The organism is Pseudoclavibacter sp. AY1F1 (assembly GCF_002931075.1).
GTDB lineage: Bacteria > Actinomycetota > Actinomycetes > Actinomycetales > Microbacteriaceae > Pseudoclavibacter.
This window is the reverse complement of sequence record NZ_PSTQ01000006.1, coordinates 69,660-86,229: the sequence shown is the minus strand read 5'-3', so window position 1 is coordinate 86,229 and position 16,570 is coordinate 69,660. Positions and strand designations below refer to the sequence as shown.

Annotated in this window: 13 protein-coding genes; 9 read left to right on the top strand and 4 right to left on the bottom strand. The window is 68.7% G+C overall.

What is annotated here, in order from left to right; genetic code table 11:
* The first annotated feature begins 12 nt into the window (after nucleotides 1–12).
* Genes C5B85_RS10995 through nikE form a run of 3 tightly spaced genes read left to right on the top strand, consistent with a single transcriptional unit; the run spans nucleotide 13 to nucleotide 3,511 of the window.
* Entirely contained in the window at nucleotides 13–1,014 is a 1,002-nt protein-coding gene (locus C5B85_RS10995) for an ABC transporter permease (protein WP_181064398.1), read from the top strand.
* A complete protein-coding gene (locus C5B85_RS10990) occupies nucleotides 1,011–1,895 on the top strand; it encodes an ABC transporter permease (protein ID WP_308471334.1) in 885 nt (294 codons plus the stop codon). The genes C5B85_RS10995 and C5B85_RS10990 overlap by 4 nt, the downstream gene beginning before the upstream one ends.
* Nucleotides 1,892–3,511: an ABC transporter ATP-binding protein gene (nikE, locus tag C5B85_RS10985; protein WP_104286084.1), complete on the top strand. Its 1,620-nt coding sequence runs from the start codon at nucleotides 1,892–1,894 to the stop codon at nucleotides 3,509–3,511. The genes C5B85_RS10990 and nikE overlap by 4 nt, the downstream gene beginning before the upstream one ends.
* A gap of 43 nt (nucleotides 3,512–3,554) precedes the next feature.
* Here the strand turns inward: nikE and C5B85_RS10980 are convergent, their stop codons facing one another.
* The 3 genes from C5B85_RS10980 to C5B85_RS10970 are packed head-to-tail and all read right to left on the bottom strand — an operon-like array spanning nucleotide 3,555 to nucleotide 6,333.
* Nucleotides 3,555–4,391, bottom strand: a complete 837-nt coding sequence (locus C5B85_RS10980) for a DUF4097 family beta strand repeat-containing protein (protein ID WP_104286083.1) — start codon at nucleotides 4,389–4,391, stop codon at nucleotides 3,555–3,557.
* Nucleotides 4,388–5,116 (bottom strand): response regulator transcription factor, encoded by a 729-nt coding sequence (locus tag C5B85_RS10975; RefSeq protein ID WP_104286082.1) that lies wholly within the window; start codon nucleotides 5,114–5,116, stop codon nucleotides 4,388–4,390. Before C5B85_RS10975 ends, C5B85_RS10980 begins: the two co-directional genes overlap by 4 nt.
* A complete protein-coding gene (locus C5B85_RS10970; RefSeq protein WP_104286081.1) occupies nucleotides 5,104–6,333 on the bottom strand; it encodes a sensor histidine kinase in 1,230 nt (409 codons plus the stop codon). Before C5B85_RS10970 ends, C5B85_RS10975 begins: the two co-directional genes overlap by 13 nt.
* A 106-nt stretch (nucleotides 6,334–6,439) precedes the next feature.
* Between C5B85_RS10970 and C5B85_RS10965 the strand changes: the two genes are divergently transcribed.
* Complete coding sequence (locus C5B85_RS10965) at nucleotides 6,440–6,961, top strand: metallophosphoesterase (protein WP_104286080.1); 522 nt, start codon at nucleotides 6,440–6,442, stop codon at nucleotides 6,959–6,961.
* On the opposite strand, the gene C5B85_RS10960 is transcribed toward C5B85_RS10965, so the two are convergent.
* The gene (locus C5B85_RS10960) at nucleotides 6,958–8,409 is read right to left on the bottom strand and encodes a helix-turn-helix transcriptional regulator (RefSeq protein WP_258070730.1); all 1,452 of its coding nucleotides are present in this window, start codon (nucleotides 8,407–8,409) and stop codon (nucleotides 6,958–6,960) included. The genes C5B85_RS10965 and C5B85_RS10960 overlap by 4 nt on opposite strands.
* A gap of 231 nt (nucleotides 8,410–8,640) precedes the next feature.
* Here C5B85_RS10960 and C5B85_RS10955 point away from each other — a divergent pair, with 231 nt between their 5' ends.
* From C5B85_RS10955 to C5B85_RS10935, 5 genes are all read left to right on the top strand, one after another.
* Nucleotides 8,641–10,515, top strand: a complete 1,875-nt coding sequence (locus C5B85_RS10955; RefSeq protein WP_258070729.1) for a phosphoenolpyruvate carboxykinase (GTP) — start codon at nucleotides 8,641–8,643, stop codon at nucleotides 10,513–10,515.
* A 279-nt stretch (nucleotides 10,516–10,794) separates the two neighbouring features.
* The gene (valS, locus tag C5B85_RS10950) at nucleotides 10,795–13,422 is read left to right on the top strand and encodes a valine--tRNA ligase (protein WP_104286077.1); all 2,628 of its coding nucleotides are present in this window, start codon (nucleotides 10,795–10,797) and stop codon (nucleotides 13,420–13,422) included.
* Between the two features lie 67 nt (nucleotides 13,423–13,489).
* Nucleotides 13,490–14,017, top strand: a complete 528-nt coding sequence (locus C5B85_RS10945) for a hypothetical protein (RefSeq protein ID WP_104286076.1) — start codon at nucleotides 13,490–13,492, stop codon at nucleotides 14,015–14,017.
* A gap of 2 nt (nucleotides 14,018–14,019) precedes the next feature.
* The gene (locus tag C5B85_RS10940) at nucleotides 14,020–14,370 is read left to right on the top strand and encodes a hypothetical protein (protein WP_104286075.1); all 351 of its coding nucleotides are present in this window, start codon (nucleotides 14,020–14,022) and stop codon (nucleotides 14,368–14,370) included.
* A 98-nt stretch (nucleotides 14,371–14,468) separates the two neighbouring features.
* The gene (locus C5B85_RS10935; RefSeq protein WP_104286074.1) at nucleotides 14,469–16,544 is read left to right on the top strand and encodes a M3 family metallopeptidase; all 2,076 of its coding nucleotides are present in this window, start codon (nucleotides 14,469–14,471) and stop codon (nucleotides 16,542–16,544) included.
* Nucleotides 16,545–16,570 lie beyond the last annotated feature (26 nt).

Here is a 16,570-nt window from a genome sequence, read left to right as displayed (position 1 = left end):
GACAATCGACGAGTGACGACGGATGCGCGGTCTCGCGCGGCACGACTGGTGCCGCTGATTCCGCGCATCCTCCTTCGTCTCGGCGGCGTCGTCTTCGTGCTGTGGGCGGTCATCACCGTCACGTTCTTCGCGGTCCGCGCCGTGCCGGGCGACCCTGTGCTCGCGATCCTCGGCGGGCCGGGTTCGAACGCGAGCGCCGAGGCGGTCGCGCAGGCGCGGGCGGACAACGGCCTCGACCAACCCCTCTTCATCCAGTACCTGTCTCAGCTCTGGCGCACCGCGACGGGCGACCTCGGCTTCAGCTACGCGCAGCGTGAGAGCGTGGCGGGCCTCATCGGCGAGCAGCTGCCGGGCACGCTCGCGCTCGCCGGCCTGTCGCTGCTCCTCGCCTGGGTCATCGCGCTCGCCGTCGCCTGGTGGTCGACCGGCGGCGGCCGCCTCGCGTGGGGCATCGCCTCGACGCTCGAAGTCATCGCCGCCGCCGTGCCGCACTTCTGGCTGGCCGCCGTGCTCGTGCTGATCTTCGCCGGCTTGCTCGGCCTGCCCGTCGCCGTGTCTGGGCCCGGATTCGCGGGCCTCGTCCTGCCGAGCGTGACACTGGCGCTCCCGCTCGCCGGGTACCTCGGACAGGTCATGCGGGAGCACATGCTCAACGCCCTCGAGTCGCCGTTTGTGCTCGCCGCGCGGGCGCGGGGCGAGGGCCGGAGCGGCATCTTCTGGCGGCACGTGCTGCGGCACGCTGCGATCCCCGCCGTGGGCCTCAGCGGCTGGGCGCTCGGCTCGCTGGTCTCCGGTGCGGTGGTCGTCGAGACGATCTTCGCGAGGCCGGGACTCGGCCGGTCGCTGCTCTACGCCGTCGGGGCCCGAGACGTGCCGTACGTCATCGGCGTGCTCATCGTCGTGGCGGCGGCCTACATGCTCGTGACGGTGCTCACCGATCTGGTCGAGCCGCTCATCGACCCTCGCGCGCGCGACCGGGCCGGGTCGCAGGACACCATCGGGGCCGGCGCGTGAGCCTCGAGGCGGCGGCCGTCCGGGACGCGCGCGCGGGCACGTCCGGGCGGCGCGGCGGCCGGACGTCATCCGGCTCTCGTCGCCGAGTCTCGCTTGTGGCCTGGCTCGTTGTTGCCGCGTTCTCCCTGCTCGCGGCGCTGCTCCCCCAGCTCCTGGCTCCTGGCGACCCGCTCGCCGTGAACCCGGCCGACGCGTTCTCACCACCCAGCCCCGAGCATCCGTTCGGCACCGACGAGTCGGGGCGCGGCGTCTACACGCGGGTGGTGCACGGCGCGGCCTCGTCGCTCACCATCGGGGCACTCGCGACCGTGATCGGTCTCACGCTCGGCGCCGTCTTCGGGGTCGCCGCCGGCCTGGGGCCGAAGTGGCTCGACTTCGGAACGACCCGCATCGTCGAGGTCTTCTTCGCGTTCCCCGGCATCCTTCTCGCGCTCCTGCTCATCGTGCTCATTGGCCCCGGGGTGGTGACGACGACGATCGCCGTCGGCCTCTCGACGGCTCCGGGGTACGCCAGGCTCATCCGCTCCCAGGTGCTGCGTGTGCGGGCGAGTGGATACGTCGAGGCCGACCTCGTTCTCGGGCGCTCGCGCTGGCACACGTTAGCGCGCACGCTCATGCCGAACGTCGCCTGGCCGCTCTTCTCGCTCGCGACGCTCGGGCTCGGGCAGGCCATCGTGTGGGCGGCGGCCCTCAGCTACCTCGGTCTCGGCGAGCCTCCACCCAGCCCGGAGTGGGGCTCGATGCTCTCGGCCGGCCGCCTCTACCTGCCAACCGGCAGCTGGTGGCTCACAATCTTCCCCGGCACCGCGATCGTCGGGGCCGCGGTCACGGCGACGATGCTCGGGCGCATCATGCAGCAGCGCACGAGGCAGGCGTCGTGAGCGCGCGCGCAGCGACCGAGGTTCTGAGCGCGCATCCCGTCGTGGAGGTCGATGGGCTGCGGGTCTCGTTCGGCGACTTCGAGGCCGTGCGCGGGGTCTCCTTCGAGGTGCGGCGCAGCGAATGCCTCGCGCTCGTCGGCGAGTCAGGCTCCGGCAAGTCGGTCACGGCGCGATCCCTCCTGGGGCTGAGCGGTGACGGAGCGCGAGTCGACGCCGGAGTGCTGCGCCTCGACGGAGATGAGCTGCCGACGAAGAGCTCCGACGGGGCGTGGCGCTCCATCCGCGGTGGCCGCATCGGGCTAGTGCACCAGGATGCGCTTGTTGCGCTCGACCCGTTGCGCCCCGTGTGGCGAGAGGTCGACGACGCACTCCGGCTCCACAGCGACCTGAGCCGGGAAGCGCGGCGCGAGCGCGTGCTCGAGCTGCTCGAGCGCGTCGGGCTCGAGCACCCTGCCTCGATCGCGCGGCGGCGAAGCGGACAGCTGTCGGGCGGCCAGCGTCAACGAGTGCTCATCGCGGCAGCGCTGGCGGGCGATCCGGAGCTGCTCATCGCCGACGAGCCCACAAGCTCGGTCGACCAGGCGGTGCAGGCGGCGCTCATCGCGCTCTTCGAAACGCTCAAAACCGACGGCATGACGATCCTGTTCATCACGCACGACCTCGGCGTCGTGCAGCGCCTCGCCGACCGCGTTGCCGTCATGAGCGAAGGGCTCATCGTCGAGACGGCGCCGACCGAGCAGCTCTTCCGCGCGCCGCAGCACGACATCACGCGCGAGCTCCTGGCGGCGCAGCCGAAGCCAACCGCCGACTCGTCCAGCGACCCTGCCGGGGCAGGGGCCGCTCGGCCACTCCTCGATGTGCGAGCCGTGTCTCGGACCTTCCGCGCCTTCGGGGCCGCGCAAGTGCACGCCGTGCGCAAGGCTTCGTTTTCCCTCGGCCGCGGCGAGACGCTTGGCATCGTCGGCAGCTCCGGCTCAGGCAAATCGACGCTCGCCCGCATCGCGCTTGGCCTCGAGCGGCCCGACGCCGGGTCCGTCACGTTCCTCGGCGAGGCCTGGAGCCCGGCACCCGAGCGCAGCCGCAGGTCACGTCGGCCGCGACTCGGCTACGTGCCCCAGGATGCGCTGTCGAGCTTCGACCCGCGGCGCACGACGGGCGAGATCCTCGCTGATGCGCTGACTGCGGGCCGCTCGAGCTCAGTGCGCGCGAACCGCGCGGCCATCGAGGCGGCGCTCGAGCAGGTCGGACTGGACGCCAGCATCGCGGGCCTCCGCCCGCTCCACCTGAGCGGCGGGCAGCGTCAGCGCGTGGCCATCGCGAGGGCGCTCGCCCCGCAGCCAGAGGTGCTCCTATGCGACGAACCGGTGTCGTCGCTTGACGTGACGGTGCAGGCACAGGTGCTGACGCTCATCCAGCGGCTCGTCGACGAGCTCGGCCTCGCGTGCCTGTTCATCTCCCACGACCTCGCCGTCGTAGCCCAGCTCTCCGACCGCGTTGCCGTCATGAGCGGAGGCGAGCTTGTGGAGACCGCGCCCGTCGCCGAGCTCTTCAGCGCGCCGAAGCACCCGGCCAGCCGCGCACTCCTCGAGGCCCGCAAGAGCCTCGAGGAGCGCTGAGCTGGCCGGGTGCCAGGCGTTGCGACCGTACCGCCGCGAGTGACTACTCGATGGTCACGTACCCGGATCCGACGCTGATCGACAGCGTGTTCTTCGCTGTGTCCGACTGACGCACGCTGATATCGGCAGAGCCAGACTCGGAGAGGTTCTTCTCGACCTTGTATGGCCCGTCGGGCATCGAGACCGACGCGAAGCCGGACTCGAGCGAGATCTCCGTGCTCTTCGGAGTCACGTCGCCCAGTTCGACGTTGAGCGCGCCAGAGCTGGCCGAAAGGACGACCTCGCCCGCAACCTCGGCGTCGATGTTGGAGGCGCCGGACCCGGTCGTGGCCGTGAGGTTCGCCGCCGACCCGTCGAAGTTGCTCGCGCCGGAACTCGTCTCGAGAACGACGTCGCCGAAGTCGCCCTCGACGGTCGCGGCACCTGAACTGACCGTGATCTGCGCGTCCAGATCTTCGCCCTCGATGCTCTTCGGGAGCGTCAGCGAGAGCTCCTCGTCACCGAAGCCCGCGCCTCCCCGGCTGCCGCTGGCGCGCTCAACGGAGAGCTCGCCGCCCTCAGCAACGAGCTGCCACTCGCTCGCCGGCTTGAAGCCGCGCGTCTCGACACGCAGTTCGGCTTCGGAGACGTCCCCGAACTGAATCTGCATGCCGACGGATTCGACGTCGACGCGCAGCGACGAGACACCGGACACGGACTGCGTGATCGTCGTCTCGGCTCGCATGACGTCTCGGAGGTTGTTGAAGACAGCACTGGTCAGCGTCCCGGCGACCACCATGCCGCCGACGATGGCAACAGTGATGGTGATCCAGCCGAAGCGCTTCGCACTGTCGCCCTGAGCATCTTGGCGCGTTTCCGGTTCGAGAATTGGCGTGGTCATCGGAGTTCTCCGTTCGTGGCGCGGGCCGCGTGGCCCTGTCCATCGAGGTAGTTCGGTGTGTGCGGGCGGGGTGTCTGCCCCTGCCCGTCGAGGTGAGCGAGGACGGCGAGCACCCTGCGGTTGCCGCCGTCGCCCTGGTCGAGTTCGAGCTTCTGGAAGACCGCCGAGATGTGCTTCTCGACGCTTCCCGCACTCACGTGGAGCGCCTCGGCGATCGCGTGGTTCGAGCGCCCCTCGGCCATGAGCCCAAGCACCTCGGACTCGCGGGGCGTGAGCCGCTCGAAGCGCGCATCCCTGGTTTTCCTGGCCAGGAGCTGGGCGACGACTTCCGGGTCGAGCACCGTGCCGCCGGCTGCGACGTTGTCGACACCCGCGAGGAACTGCTCGACATCGGCGACTCGATCCTTGAGCAGGTAGCCGAGCCCGCCACGCGAGCTCGAGATCAGCTCAGACGCATAGCGCTCCTCGACGTACTGCGACAGCACGAGCACAGCCAAGCCGGGGTCACTTGCCCTGAGCCGGAGAGCCGCGCGGATCCCCTCGTCGGTGAAACCGGGCGGGAGGCGCACGTCGAGGATCACGAGTTCGGGATCGGTCTCCGCAACGAGCCGATCGAGGCGACCATCGTCGGCGAGGATACCGACCATCGTGTGACCGGCGTCCTCGAGCAGGCGGGCGATACCCTCCCGCAGGAGCGCTGAGTCTTCGCAGATCAGGATGCGCATGGCACGCTCACCTCGATCGTCGTCGGTCCTTCAGGAGGGCTGGAGATCGTGATGCCACCTCCGGCCGCCTCGATGCGGTCGGTGACCCCGTCGAGACCACCGCCAGGGATGAGACGCGCGCCGCCCCGTCCGTCGTCCTGGATGCGAGCCCACAGCATCGAACCGCGCATGCGCACCTGCACTGAGATCTCCGAGGCTCCTGAGTGCTTCGCCGCATTGCCGAGCGACTCGGCGACCGCGAAGTACACAGCAGCCTCCGCATCCTTCGAGCAGCGCCCAGGCAGCTGCGCGTCGAGCACCACGGGGATGTGGGAGCGGGCGGCGAGGCCGGAGAGGGCGGCGTCCAGGCCGCGGTCGGTGAGCACGGCGGGCTGGAAGCCGCGGGCGAGCTGACGCAGCTCGGTGACGGCTTCCTTCGTGGAGGCGTGCGCCTCGTCGATGAGCTCAGCCGCGCGGCTCGGATCCGAGTCGAGCTTCTGCTTGGCCATGCCGAGCGTCATCCCGATCGACACGAGTCGGGGCTGCACACTGTCGTGCAGGTCGCGCTCGATGCGGTCACGCTCGGTTGCTGCACCGCGGACGGCGACCGTGCGGCGGCGACCCGCGTCGCGCACCTCCTCTTCGAGCTGCTGTTCCCGATCGCGAGAGAGAAGGCTGATCGAGGCGGCGCGTTGCACGTAGGCGAAGGCGACGATGAGGGCGATGGCGACAAGCAGCATCCCGATGCCGATGAGGACGCCGATGAAAGGAGTGACCGCGAAGTCCATGCCCCACACGTTGAGCGTCTCGCGGTTGTGGAGCGGGGAGAAGAGCGCGAACACGCCGGAGACTCCGAGCTGGAGCGCACCAAGCGTCAGCGTGCCGAGAACGGCGACGATCACGAGGTGCAGCATGGCCTTCCAATTGGCCCCATCGGCGAACTGGACCAGCGGCGTGAGCACGAACCGCCACCCGTCCCGGCGCCGCGAACGGCGCATCCCGGAGTCGTCGAGCGGCCGGTTGTAGAGGGCCGCAACCCGGCGGCGTTCGAAGGCCGAGATGCCCCGGAAGGCGAACGCGAGGCCGGCGAGGAAGAAGACGCCGACGCCCAGAACGAAGAGGAGTCCGACGCCGAGGCCGAGAAGGCCGAACAGGAGTGACAGGAGGATCGGGGCGATGACGCCGCCCGCGGCGAGGTGCAGCGAGGTCAGACTCAGCTGCTTGACGTTGTTCTTCATGTCCACAACGCTATGGTCGCGCGTCTCGGCGCGACACGGAGCCTCCCTCACACCTGAGCGGGGGTTTTCCCCCAGGTTGGCGCCCTTCGCCTGCGACCATTGGGGCATGGCCCTCGACCTCGTGCTCATCGCAGACACCCACCTCCCGAAGCGCGCGAAGGCGCTCCCCGAAGCGCTCTGGCGCGAGATCGAAGACGCCGATGTGGTCTTCCACGCCGGCGACTGGGTCGATCTCGATTCGCTCGACGAGCTAGAGGCTCGGGCTCGGCGACTCGTCGGCGTCTGGGGCAACAACGACGGGCCGGAGCTGCGAGACCGCCTGCCGGAGGTCGCCGACGTCGAGCTCGAAGGACTCCGGTTCGCGATGACGCATGAGGCCGGGCAAAAGGCGGGCCGCGAGCGCCGCATGGACGCGAGCTTTCCCGACATGGACGTGCTGGTCTTCGGCCACAGCCACATCCCGTGGGACACCACCACGCCCAACGGCCTCCGCTTGCTCAACCCCGGCTCCCCCACCGACCGGCGCCGTCAGCCACGGGTGACCTACCTGACCGCGCGGGTGGATGCGGGCAGGCTCGAGCGAGTCGAATTGCGCGACGCGCGCACCGGCGAGGTGGTCCCCGCCTAAGCGTCGGCGGTCGCCCTGTCGGCGTCGATGTCGTGACGTTCGAGGAACTCGAACACCTCACGCTGGTCGACGCCGGGGAAGTCGCCGGTTGGCAGCGGCGAGAAAACGTGCGCGTGCACGCGCGCGCTCGGCCAGGCCTTGGAAGCCCACCGTTCGCTGAGGTCGCTGCTCGGCGTGCGACAGCACGCACCGTCCGGGCAGGTCGAGGACGCGCGCTGCTTGGTGTCGCGGCCGCGGAACCAGCGGGCCTCGTCGAACGGGACCCCGATCGTGATCGAGAACTCCCCCGCGTCGGCGTGCCCCGTCTGCGTCGAGCACCAGAAGGTGCCGGCCGGGGTGTCTGTGTACTGATAGGTCTCCGTGGTCCGGTTGGTCCGGGCGAGCGAGCTCACGGCGGAGAACTTCCGGCACACGAACTGCCCCTCGACTGACCCGGTGACATCCTGCGGGAGCGGGAGCCCGTCGTTCTCGTAAGCCTTCGAGATGGAGCCCTTGTTGTCGACGCGCAGGAAGTGCAGCTTGATGTCGAGGTGCGAGGTGAGCAGGTTCGTCATGCGCAGCGCGGCCGCCTCGTGGGTCACGCCGAACGCGTCCCTGAAGTCCTCGACGGCCATGTCGCGGCGTTCCTTCGCGTCGCGGAGGAAGGCGACGGAGCGCGCCTCCGGCATGAGGCAGGCCGCCGCGAAGTAGTTGATCTCGAGGCGCTGCCGCAGGAAGTCGGCGTAGTCCTCCGGCCGCCGGTGCCCGAGCACGCGGTGCGCCATGGCCTGCAACGCCATCGCTCGCAGCCCGTGACCGCCCGGAATCGAGGCCGGGGGCAGGTAGATGCGACCGTTCTCGAGGTCGGTGATGGACCGGGTCGAGCGTGGTAGGTCGTTGACGTAGATGAGCTGGAAGCCGAGGTGGTCGGCCATCTTGCCGACCGAGTGGTGCATGAGAGCGCCGCGAGTGTGGTCGACCCGACTCAGCAGCTCGTCGGCGAGCTTGTCGAGGTCAGGCATGTAGTTGTCGTGGGCGCGCATCGCGAGGCGCAGCTCCGTATTGGCGCGGCGGGCCTCCTCCGGGGTCGCGCTCGCCTCGGTCTGGCGGCGCACGATCTCGCTGTGCATGCCGGCGAGCGCGCGGAGCACCTCGTCCGAGAGCGACTTGGTTGAAGGGATGCGCGGCAGCCCGAGCTCGCGGTAGACGGTCGAGGTCTGGGCGCGCTCGACCTCGATCTCGAGGCGTGAACGGTCGTCGGGCGGCGTGTTCGAGAGCATGTCGCTGAGCTCGACGTCGAAGGCGTCGGCGAGCTGCTGCAGCACGGAGAGCTTCGGCTCGCGCTTGCCGTTCTCGATGAGCGACAGCTGGCTCGCGAGGAGGCCCGTCTTCTCGCCGAGAGCTTCCAGCGTGAGCGAGCGTTCCTTGCGGAAGAAGCGGATGCGCCGCCCGAGCAGGAGGGAGTCCACTGCGCCACCTTTCCCTTTGGATGCTGACGATTTTTGCGCAGCGGGGAAAGGACCGAGTCCGCTCATGGGTGCCTCCGGGCATCTGAATTGCTGATGCGTGAAATTTTGCCATTTTTCTCGGTCATTCTCCATCTTTCCGTGCGTCGCGCGGGTCAACACTGGATGTACGACGCCATGTACGTATGTGAGCCGGAGATAGCTCACATGCAGAACAGTGAAAGCAGCTTCGAAATGACTCAACACGCACACGACCACCTCGACATCCCGCAGCGGGCCGCGAACCCGGAAGTCAATGACTGGGTGCGCGAGATCGCGGCACTGACCAAGCCGAGCCGCATCGTCTGGTGCGACGGATCGCAGGCCGAGATCGACGCTCTCACCGCTGAGATGGTCGAAGCAGGCACGCTCATCAAGCTCAACGAAGAGCTTCGCCCGGGTTCCTACCTTGCACGCTCCGACGCCGGCGATGTCGCCCGCGTCGAGAGCCGCACCTACATCTGCTCGGAGAACGAGGAAGATGCCGGCCCGACGAACAACTGGCGTGCACCTGCGGAGATGAAGTCCGAGCTGAGTGGCCTCTTCGAAGGCGCGATGCGCGGGCGCCCCATGTACGTGGTGCCGTTCGCGATGGGCCCACTCGGCGGCGCGATCACGCAGTACGGCGTCGAGATCACCGACTCCCCCTACGTCGTGCTGTCGATGGCGCTCATGACCCGCTCCGGCGACGGCGCCCTCGAGCACCTCACCCCGGGCCGCGACTGGGTCAAGGCGCTGCACAGCGTCGGCTTCCCGCTCGAGTCTGAGGATGGCACGACCCGCTCGGACGTGGCGTGGCCGCACAACGAGTCGAAGTACATCACCCACTTCCCCGAGACGCGCGAGATCATCTCGTTCGGCTCCGGCTACGGCGGCAACGCCCTCCTCGGCAAGAAGTGCTTCGCGCTGCGCATCGCCTCGGCCATGGGCCACGACGAGGGCTGGATGGCCGAGCACATGCTCCTCATCCAGGTCACGAGCCCCGAGGGCAAGACCTACACGCTCACGGGTGCGTTCCCGTCGGCGACCGGCAAGACGAACTTCGCGATGATGAAGCCCAAGCTCGACGGCTGGAAGGTCGAGACGCTCGGCGACGACATCGTGTGGATGCGCAAGGCAGCAGACGGACGCCTCAACGCCATCAACCCGGAGTTCGGCTTCTTCGGCGTCGCCCCAGGTACCGGCTACGACACCAACCCCGTCGCGATGGAGACCATCAAGACGAACACGATCTTCACGAACGTCGCGCTCACCGATGACGGCGACGTGTGGTGGGAGGGCATGACCGACGAGGCGCCTGCTCACCTCATCGACTGGCAGGGCAACGACTGGACCCCGGAATCGGGAACCAAGGCCGCGCATCCCAACGCCCGTTTCACCGTGCGCGCCTCGCAGTGCCCGACCCTGTCCCCCGCCTGGGAGGCTCCGGACGGCGTGCCTGTCGACGCCATCCTGTTCGGCGGACGCCGCGCGAGCAACGTGCCGCTCGTCTTCGAGTCGAAGGATTGGAAGCACGGCTGCTTCCTCGGCGCGACGCTCGCGAGCGAGCAGACAGCCGCGGCTGAGGGACCCGTCGGCATCCTGCGCCGCGACCCGTTCGCCATGCAGCCGTTCGCCGGTTACCACATGGCCGACTACTGGGGCCACTGGCTGAACATCGGTGCCGACCTGGGCGACAAGGCCCCGCGCATCTTCCAGGTCAACTGGTTCCGCAAGGACCAGGACGGCAAGTTCCTCTGGCCTGGCTTCGGCGAGAACGTGCGCGCCGTCAAGTGGATCATCGACCGGCTCGAGAACCGCGCCGACTCGGTCGAGAGCCCCATCGGCCAGCTCCCCGTGACGAGCGACATCGACATTTCGGGCCTCGAGAGCTTCGACCCCGCAGCCCTCGAGGAGATCTTCACGGTCGACCCGGCGTCGTGGCTCGTTGAGGTCGGCGTGACGCGCGAGTACTTCGACAGCATCGGCGACAAGGTGCCAGCGGCCCTCTACACGGAGCTCGATGCCGTTCACGGTGCATTGGATGCGGCTGCCGCATCCGCTCAGACCAAGGCCCCCATCGGGGCCTGACAGACGGCGGCGGGAGGGACTCCGACCACTCGCCGCAAGATGTGCCCCTCCGCGCGCGCGTGGCGCGGAGGGGCGCACAACTCCCAGCTGTTGGAAAGCTGGCGGCTCGAGCCCCTGTGCCCGCAGCTGAGCCCCTCGAGGATGCGCCCTTGAGGGGCTTTTCCGCACCCTCGCAGGCGACCCGCCCGGCAACCCGCGTCACCCCGGAAGCGGCTACCCTAGATGGGTTCACAACAGGCACCCCAGACTCGGTGCCGCCAACATCGACACGGAGTGTGCATGTCCAGCTCGCCCTCAGTTCCCTCTTCTTCTTCGACTCAGGGCATTCCAGACAAGCCCGTCCTCGAAGGCCTCGAAGTCAAGTGGGGTGAGCGCTGGGAGAACTCCGGCACCTACCGCTTCGACCGCGACGGCGCGACGCGAGGCGACATCTACTCGATCGATACGCCTCCGCCAACGGCTTCCGGCTCGCTCCACGTGGGCCACGTCTTCTCCTACACGCACACCGACGTCGTCGCGCGCTTCCAGCGCATGAGCGGCAAGCGCGTCTTCTACCCGATGGGCTGGGACGACAACGGTCTCCCCACCGAGCGTCGCGTGCAGAACTACTACGGCGTGCGCTGCGACCCGTCGCTGCCCTACGTCGCCGACTTCACGCCCCCGCACGAGGGTGGCGACGGCAAGAGCATCAAGGCCGCCGACCAGCTGCCCATCTCGCGCCGCAACTTCATCGAGCTCTGCGAGCAGCTCACGATCGAAGACGAGAAGGCCTTCGAGGAGCTCTGGCGCCAGCTCGGACTCTCCGTCGACTGGACGCAGAGCTACCGCACCATCGACGACTCCTCGCGCCGCAAGAGCCAGCTCGGGTTCCTCCGCAACCTCGAGCGTGGCGAGGCCTACCAGGATCAGGCCCCCACGCTGTGGGACATCACGTTCCGCACCGCCGTCGCACAGGCCGAGCTCGAGGACCGCGAGCAGCCGGGCGCGTACCACCGCATCGGATTCGCCCGCGAGGGCGGCGAGCCCATCTTCATCGAGACGACCCGCCCCGAGCTCCTGCCTGCCTGCGTGGCCCTCGTCGCGCATCCCGACGACGAGCGCTACCAGCCGCTCTTCGGCACGACCGTCACGACGCCGCTGTTCGGCGTCGAGGTGCCCGTGCTCGCGCATCCGCTCGCCCAGAAGGACAAGGGAAGCGGAATCGCCATGATCTGCACGTTCGGCGACGTCACCGACGTGGTCTGGTGGCGTGAGCTGAAGCTCCCCAACCGCACCGTGCTCGGCAAGGACGGCCGCCTCATCGCCGACGCCCCAGAGGCCATCACGAGCGAGGCAGGCAAGGCGGCCTACGCCGAGCTCGCCGGGAAGACCGTGTTCAGCGCCAAAAAGGCAGTCGTCGAGCTGCTGCAGGCCTCAGGCGACCTGGTCGGCGACCCGAAACCCATCCAGCACCCTGTCAAGTTCTTCGAGAAGGGCGACCGCCCGCTCGAGATCGTCTCCACCCGCCAGTGGTATGTGAAGAACGGCGCGACCGACCCCGCCCTCAAGGCCCGACTCATCGAGCTCGGCCGCGAGATCGCGTTCTGGCCAGACTTCATGCGCGTGCGCTACGAGAACTGGGTCGAGGGTCTCTCGGGCGACTGGCTCATCTCGCGCCAACGCTTCTTCGGCGTGCCCATCCCCGTCTGGTACCCCATCGACGCGGACGGCGAAGTGCAGTTCGAGTCGCCCATCACGCCGGATGCGGCTCAGCTGCCTGTCGACCCATCCTCCGACGTGCCGAACGGCTACACCGAGTCGCAGCGCGGCGAGGCCAGCGGCTTCCTAGGCGAAGTCGACGTCATGGACACCTGGATGACCTCCTCCCTCACACCGCAGCTCGCCGGCGGCTGGGAGTCGGACGAAGAGCTCTTCGGGCTCGTCTTCCCCTACGACCTTCGCCCGCAGGGCCAGGACATCATCCGCACCTGGCTCTTCTCGACCGTGCTGCGCGCACAGCTCGAGCACGGCGTCGCCCCCTGGTCGAACTCCACGATCTCTGGTTTCATCGTCGACCCAGACCGCAAGAAGATGTCGAAGTCGAAGGGCAACGTCGTCACACCGGCCGACATGCTCGAGGCGCACGGATCCGACGCGGTCCGCTACTGGGCTGCCTCCAGCCGCCTCGGCACGGACGCGGCGTTCGACCCAAAGAACCCGACCCAGATCAAGATCGGACGTCGCCTCGCGATCAAGGTGCTGAACGCGTCGAAGCTGGTCCTCGGCTACGGCGATCACGTGGGCGAGGTCACCGAGCCGCTCGACCGCTCGATGCTCGCCGAGCTGAATCGAGTTGTCGGTGAGGCCACGAAGGCGTTCTCCGAGTACAACCACGCCCGCGCGCTCGAGGTCACCGAGACGTTCTTCTGGACGTTCTGCGACGACTACCTCGAGCTCGTGAAGGAGCGCGCCTACGGTGCGGGCGACGACGCGGCGGCCCAGGCTTCCGCCGTCACTGCCATGCGTTCCGCGATCGACGTGCTGCTGCGCCTCTTCGCCCCGTTCATCCCGTTCGCGACCGCTGAGTCGTGGTCGTGGTGGCACGACTCCGAGCTCCACACGGCGGCCTGGCCGACATCCGCTGACCTCGCTGCTGCCGGAGACCAGAACGGTTCGCTGCTCGCGCTGACGAGCACGGCCCTCACGAGCATCCGTGGTGCGAAGACCGCTGCGAAGGCCTCCCAGAAGACGCCGGTCGCGAGCGCCGTCATCGCGGCTCCCGAGGAATCGGTGGCCTTGCTTCGCCTCGCTTCCGCGGATCTCCGCCACGTCGGCCGCATCGAGCAGCTCGATTTCGCGGTCGCCGAGACGCTCGAGGTGCGGGATATCGAGCTGCTCGTTGCCCCGCAGACCGAGGCGTCGTCGTAGGCTGGGGGTTCCCCCCAAGTCTGAGTGCAGCAGCGACGTCAGTGACAGAAGAGGAGTCAGGGCCGGCATGACAGTTCCTGAAAAGGCCAAGCCCCGCAAGCGCACGCGGGACCGTGCCGCGGCGCGCCCCAGCATCGAGGTGCGGGCCATGGGTCCGACCGACTACTTCGTCTGGCAGCCGCTGTTCGCACAGCACGTGGATGCGCTCGGCGAGAGCTCGAACGACGGCCGCGCGCTCGGCGTCTGGCGTCACGTGGCGAGCAAGACGGGCAACCTCGAGGGCATGATCGCGTTTGTCGAGGGCGAGCCGCGCGGGTATGTGCTGTTCCGCGAACGGCTCGACATCCGCGGCGCTCGCACGGTGCTGAACATCGAGGCTAAGTACTCGGGGGCCGACTCGAACCGGGCCGCCGTCAACGAGGAGCTGCTCGGCGCGGTGTTTGCGGCGGCCGCGAAGCGCGGCTTCGATGCCATCTCGTGGCTCGTCGACGCCGAAGACGAGGTCGGCCTGCAGCAATCGGCCCGCATGGGCAGCCGCAGCGACGAAGTGCGCTTCGAGATCACTGTCGACTCGCGCCAGCAGAGCGAGGGCTAGGCATGCAGATCGGCGAGCGGTGGCGCGGCGGCTCACGCCCGCCGAGCTCGCTCGAGAAGCATCCCCAGTTCGTTGCGGCCTGCGCCGACCAGGAGCAGACGGTCGCCTCGACGGTCGACGACCTCTCGAAGCTCTGGTGGACGCTGACGTGGCTCGAGGGTCGCCCCGTGGCTGAGCTCGAGCACGGCCCGCGGGTCGCCCTGCGGGCCGACGGCTCCGTGCACGTGAGCGGCGCCGACGAGCCGGTCGGGGCCGGTGTCGGCATCGCCGACGGCGACGCGCACGAGCACGATGTCTTCGACGAAGACGAGGATGACGACGACCTCTTCCCGGAGCCCGCACCCCGCGCTTAGCGGTCGCGCGCGGCCGCGTCTGCACGGCGCTGGCCTTTCGCTCTGCGCGGAAGGTGGATGCGCGTGCCGCGTCGGTGGTCGCGCCTAGGGTTGGAAGCATGACCCAGACCGTGCAGCTCGACGCCGAGAACCCGTTCGCCACCCCAAGCGCGCTCCCCTTCCAGTTGCCGCCGTTCGCAGACGTGCGCGAAGAGTACTTCCTTCCCGCGTTCGAGGCTGGCATGGCCGAGCAGCTTGCGGAGGTCCAGGCGATCACCGCCAACACCGAGGCGCCGACGTTCACGAACACGGTCGAGGCACTCGAGCGCTCCGGCCAGCTCCTCGAGCGCACCGCCGCCGTCTTCTTCACGCTCAGCTCGGGCGACGCCACCCCAGGCATCGACGCGATCGAGGCCGAGATCGGGCCACGGCTGACGGCGCACGAAGACTCGATCACCCTCAACCGCGCGCTGTTCGCGCGCATCCAGTCGGTGTACGACGGCCGCGAAGAGGCCGGCCTCACCGACGAGCAGCGGTTCCTGGTCGAGAAGCTGCACCGCAACGCGAGTCTCGCAGGTGCAGGCCTCGACGACGCGTCGTCGGCTCGCCTGCGTGAGCTCAACGGTCGCCTGGCGGAGCGCGAGGTGCAGTTCGACCAGAAGCTGCAGGCCGACAGCAACGCGCTCGCGCTGGTCGTCGACTCTGCCGAGGAGCTCGCCGGTCTCGACGAGAGCGCCATAGCTTCCGCATCCGCTGCCGCTGAGGCCCGCGGCCTGAGCGGCAAGTTCCTGATCTCGCTGGTGCTCTTCACGGGGCACCCGTTGCTGTCGACGCTCACGAACCGCGAGACCCGTCGCAAACTCTTCGAGGCGTCTTCTGCGCGCGGGAGCCGCGGCGGCGACCACGACACGAGGGCGACGGCGCTCGAGATGGTGCGCGTGCGGGCCGAGCGGGCCCGTCTCCTCGGCTTCGAGAACCACGCGGAGGCCGCCGCTGCGAAGTCGACCGCAGGAAGCGCATCCGCGATCCGTGCGCGCCTCGAGCAGCTCTCAGCCCCGGCCGCGGCCAACGCGCGCCGCGAGCAGGAGGTGCTTCAGGCCACGATCAACGCCGAACAGGCCGCGATCGGCGAGCCGAGCTTCGCGCTCGAGCCGTGGGACTGGGCGTTCTACACCGAGAAAGTGCGCGCCCGTGACTACGCGGTCGACACCTCGCAGATGCGTCCGTTCTTCGAGTCCACGGCTGTGCTCGAGAACGGCGTCTTCTACGCCGCGAACCGCCTCTTCGGCGTCACCTTCACTCAGCGGCCTGAGCTGCGCGGCCACCACGCCGACGCTGTTGTGTACGAGGTGAGCAACGAGGACGGCACCGAGGTCGGTCTGTTCTCGCTCGACCTGTACACGCGCGACTCGAAGCGTGGTGGTGCGTGGATGAACTCGGTGATCCAGCAGAATCGCCTCCTCGGCGAGCCCACGGTTGTGCTCAACACGCTCAACGTGTCGAAGCCGGCGGAGGGATCGCCCACGCTGCTCACGTTCGACGAGGTGGAGACGCTCTTCCACGAGTTCGGGCACGCGCTTCACGGCCTGTTCGCACTGGTCGGCTACCCCAGCCTCGGCGGCACGAACGTCCCGCGCGACTTCGTGGAGTACCCGAGCCAGGTCAACGAGATGTGGATGCTGTGGCCCGAGGTGCTGCGCAACTACGCGAAGCACCACAAGACGGGTGAGCCGCTGTCGGAGGAGCTCGTCGAGCGTCTCCTCGACTCGGCGTCGTTCAACGAGGGCTTCGGCACCAGCGAGTACCTGGCAGCGTCGGTCATCGACCTCGAGTGGCACTCGCTGTCTCCGGCAGAAGCCGCCGAAGTCACCGATGTCGAAGCGTTCGAGCAGCAGGTGCTGCAGCGCTACGGCCTCGACCTACCCGCCGTGCCGCCCCGGTACACGCTCCCCTACTTCCAGCACATCTTCGCGGGCGGCTACAGCGCCGGCTACTACGGCTACATCTGGAGCGAGGTGCTCGACGCAGCAACGGTCGACTGGTTCGCGGAGCAGGAAGACCTTCGCGAAGCGGGTGAAAAGTTCCGCCGAACCATCCTCGAACCGGGTGGCTCTCGGGATGCATTAGGCCTGGTCAGCGACCTACTCGGCGGGCCTGCACCGATTGAGCCACTGCTGAAGCGACGCGGCTTGTAGTAAGCGAAAGGCGGGGCTCCGGCCCC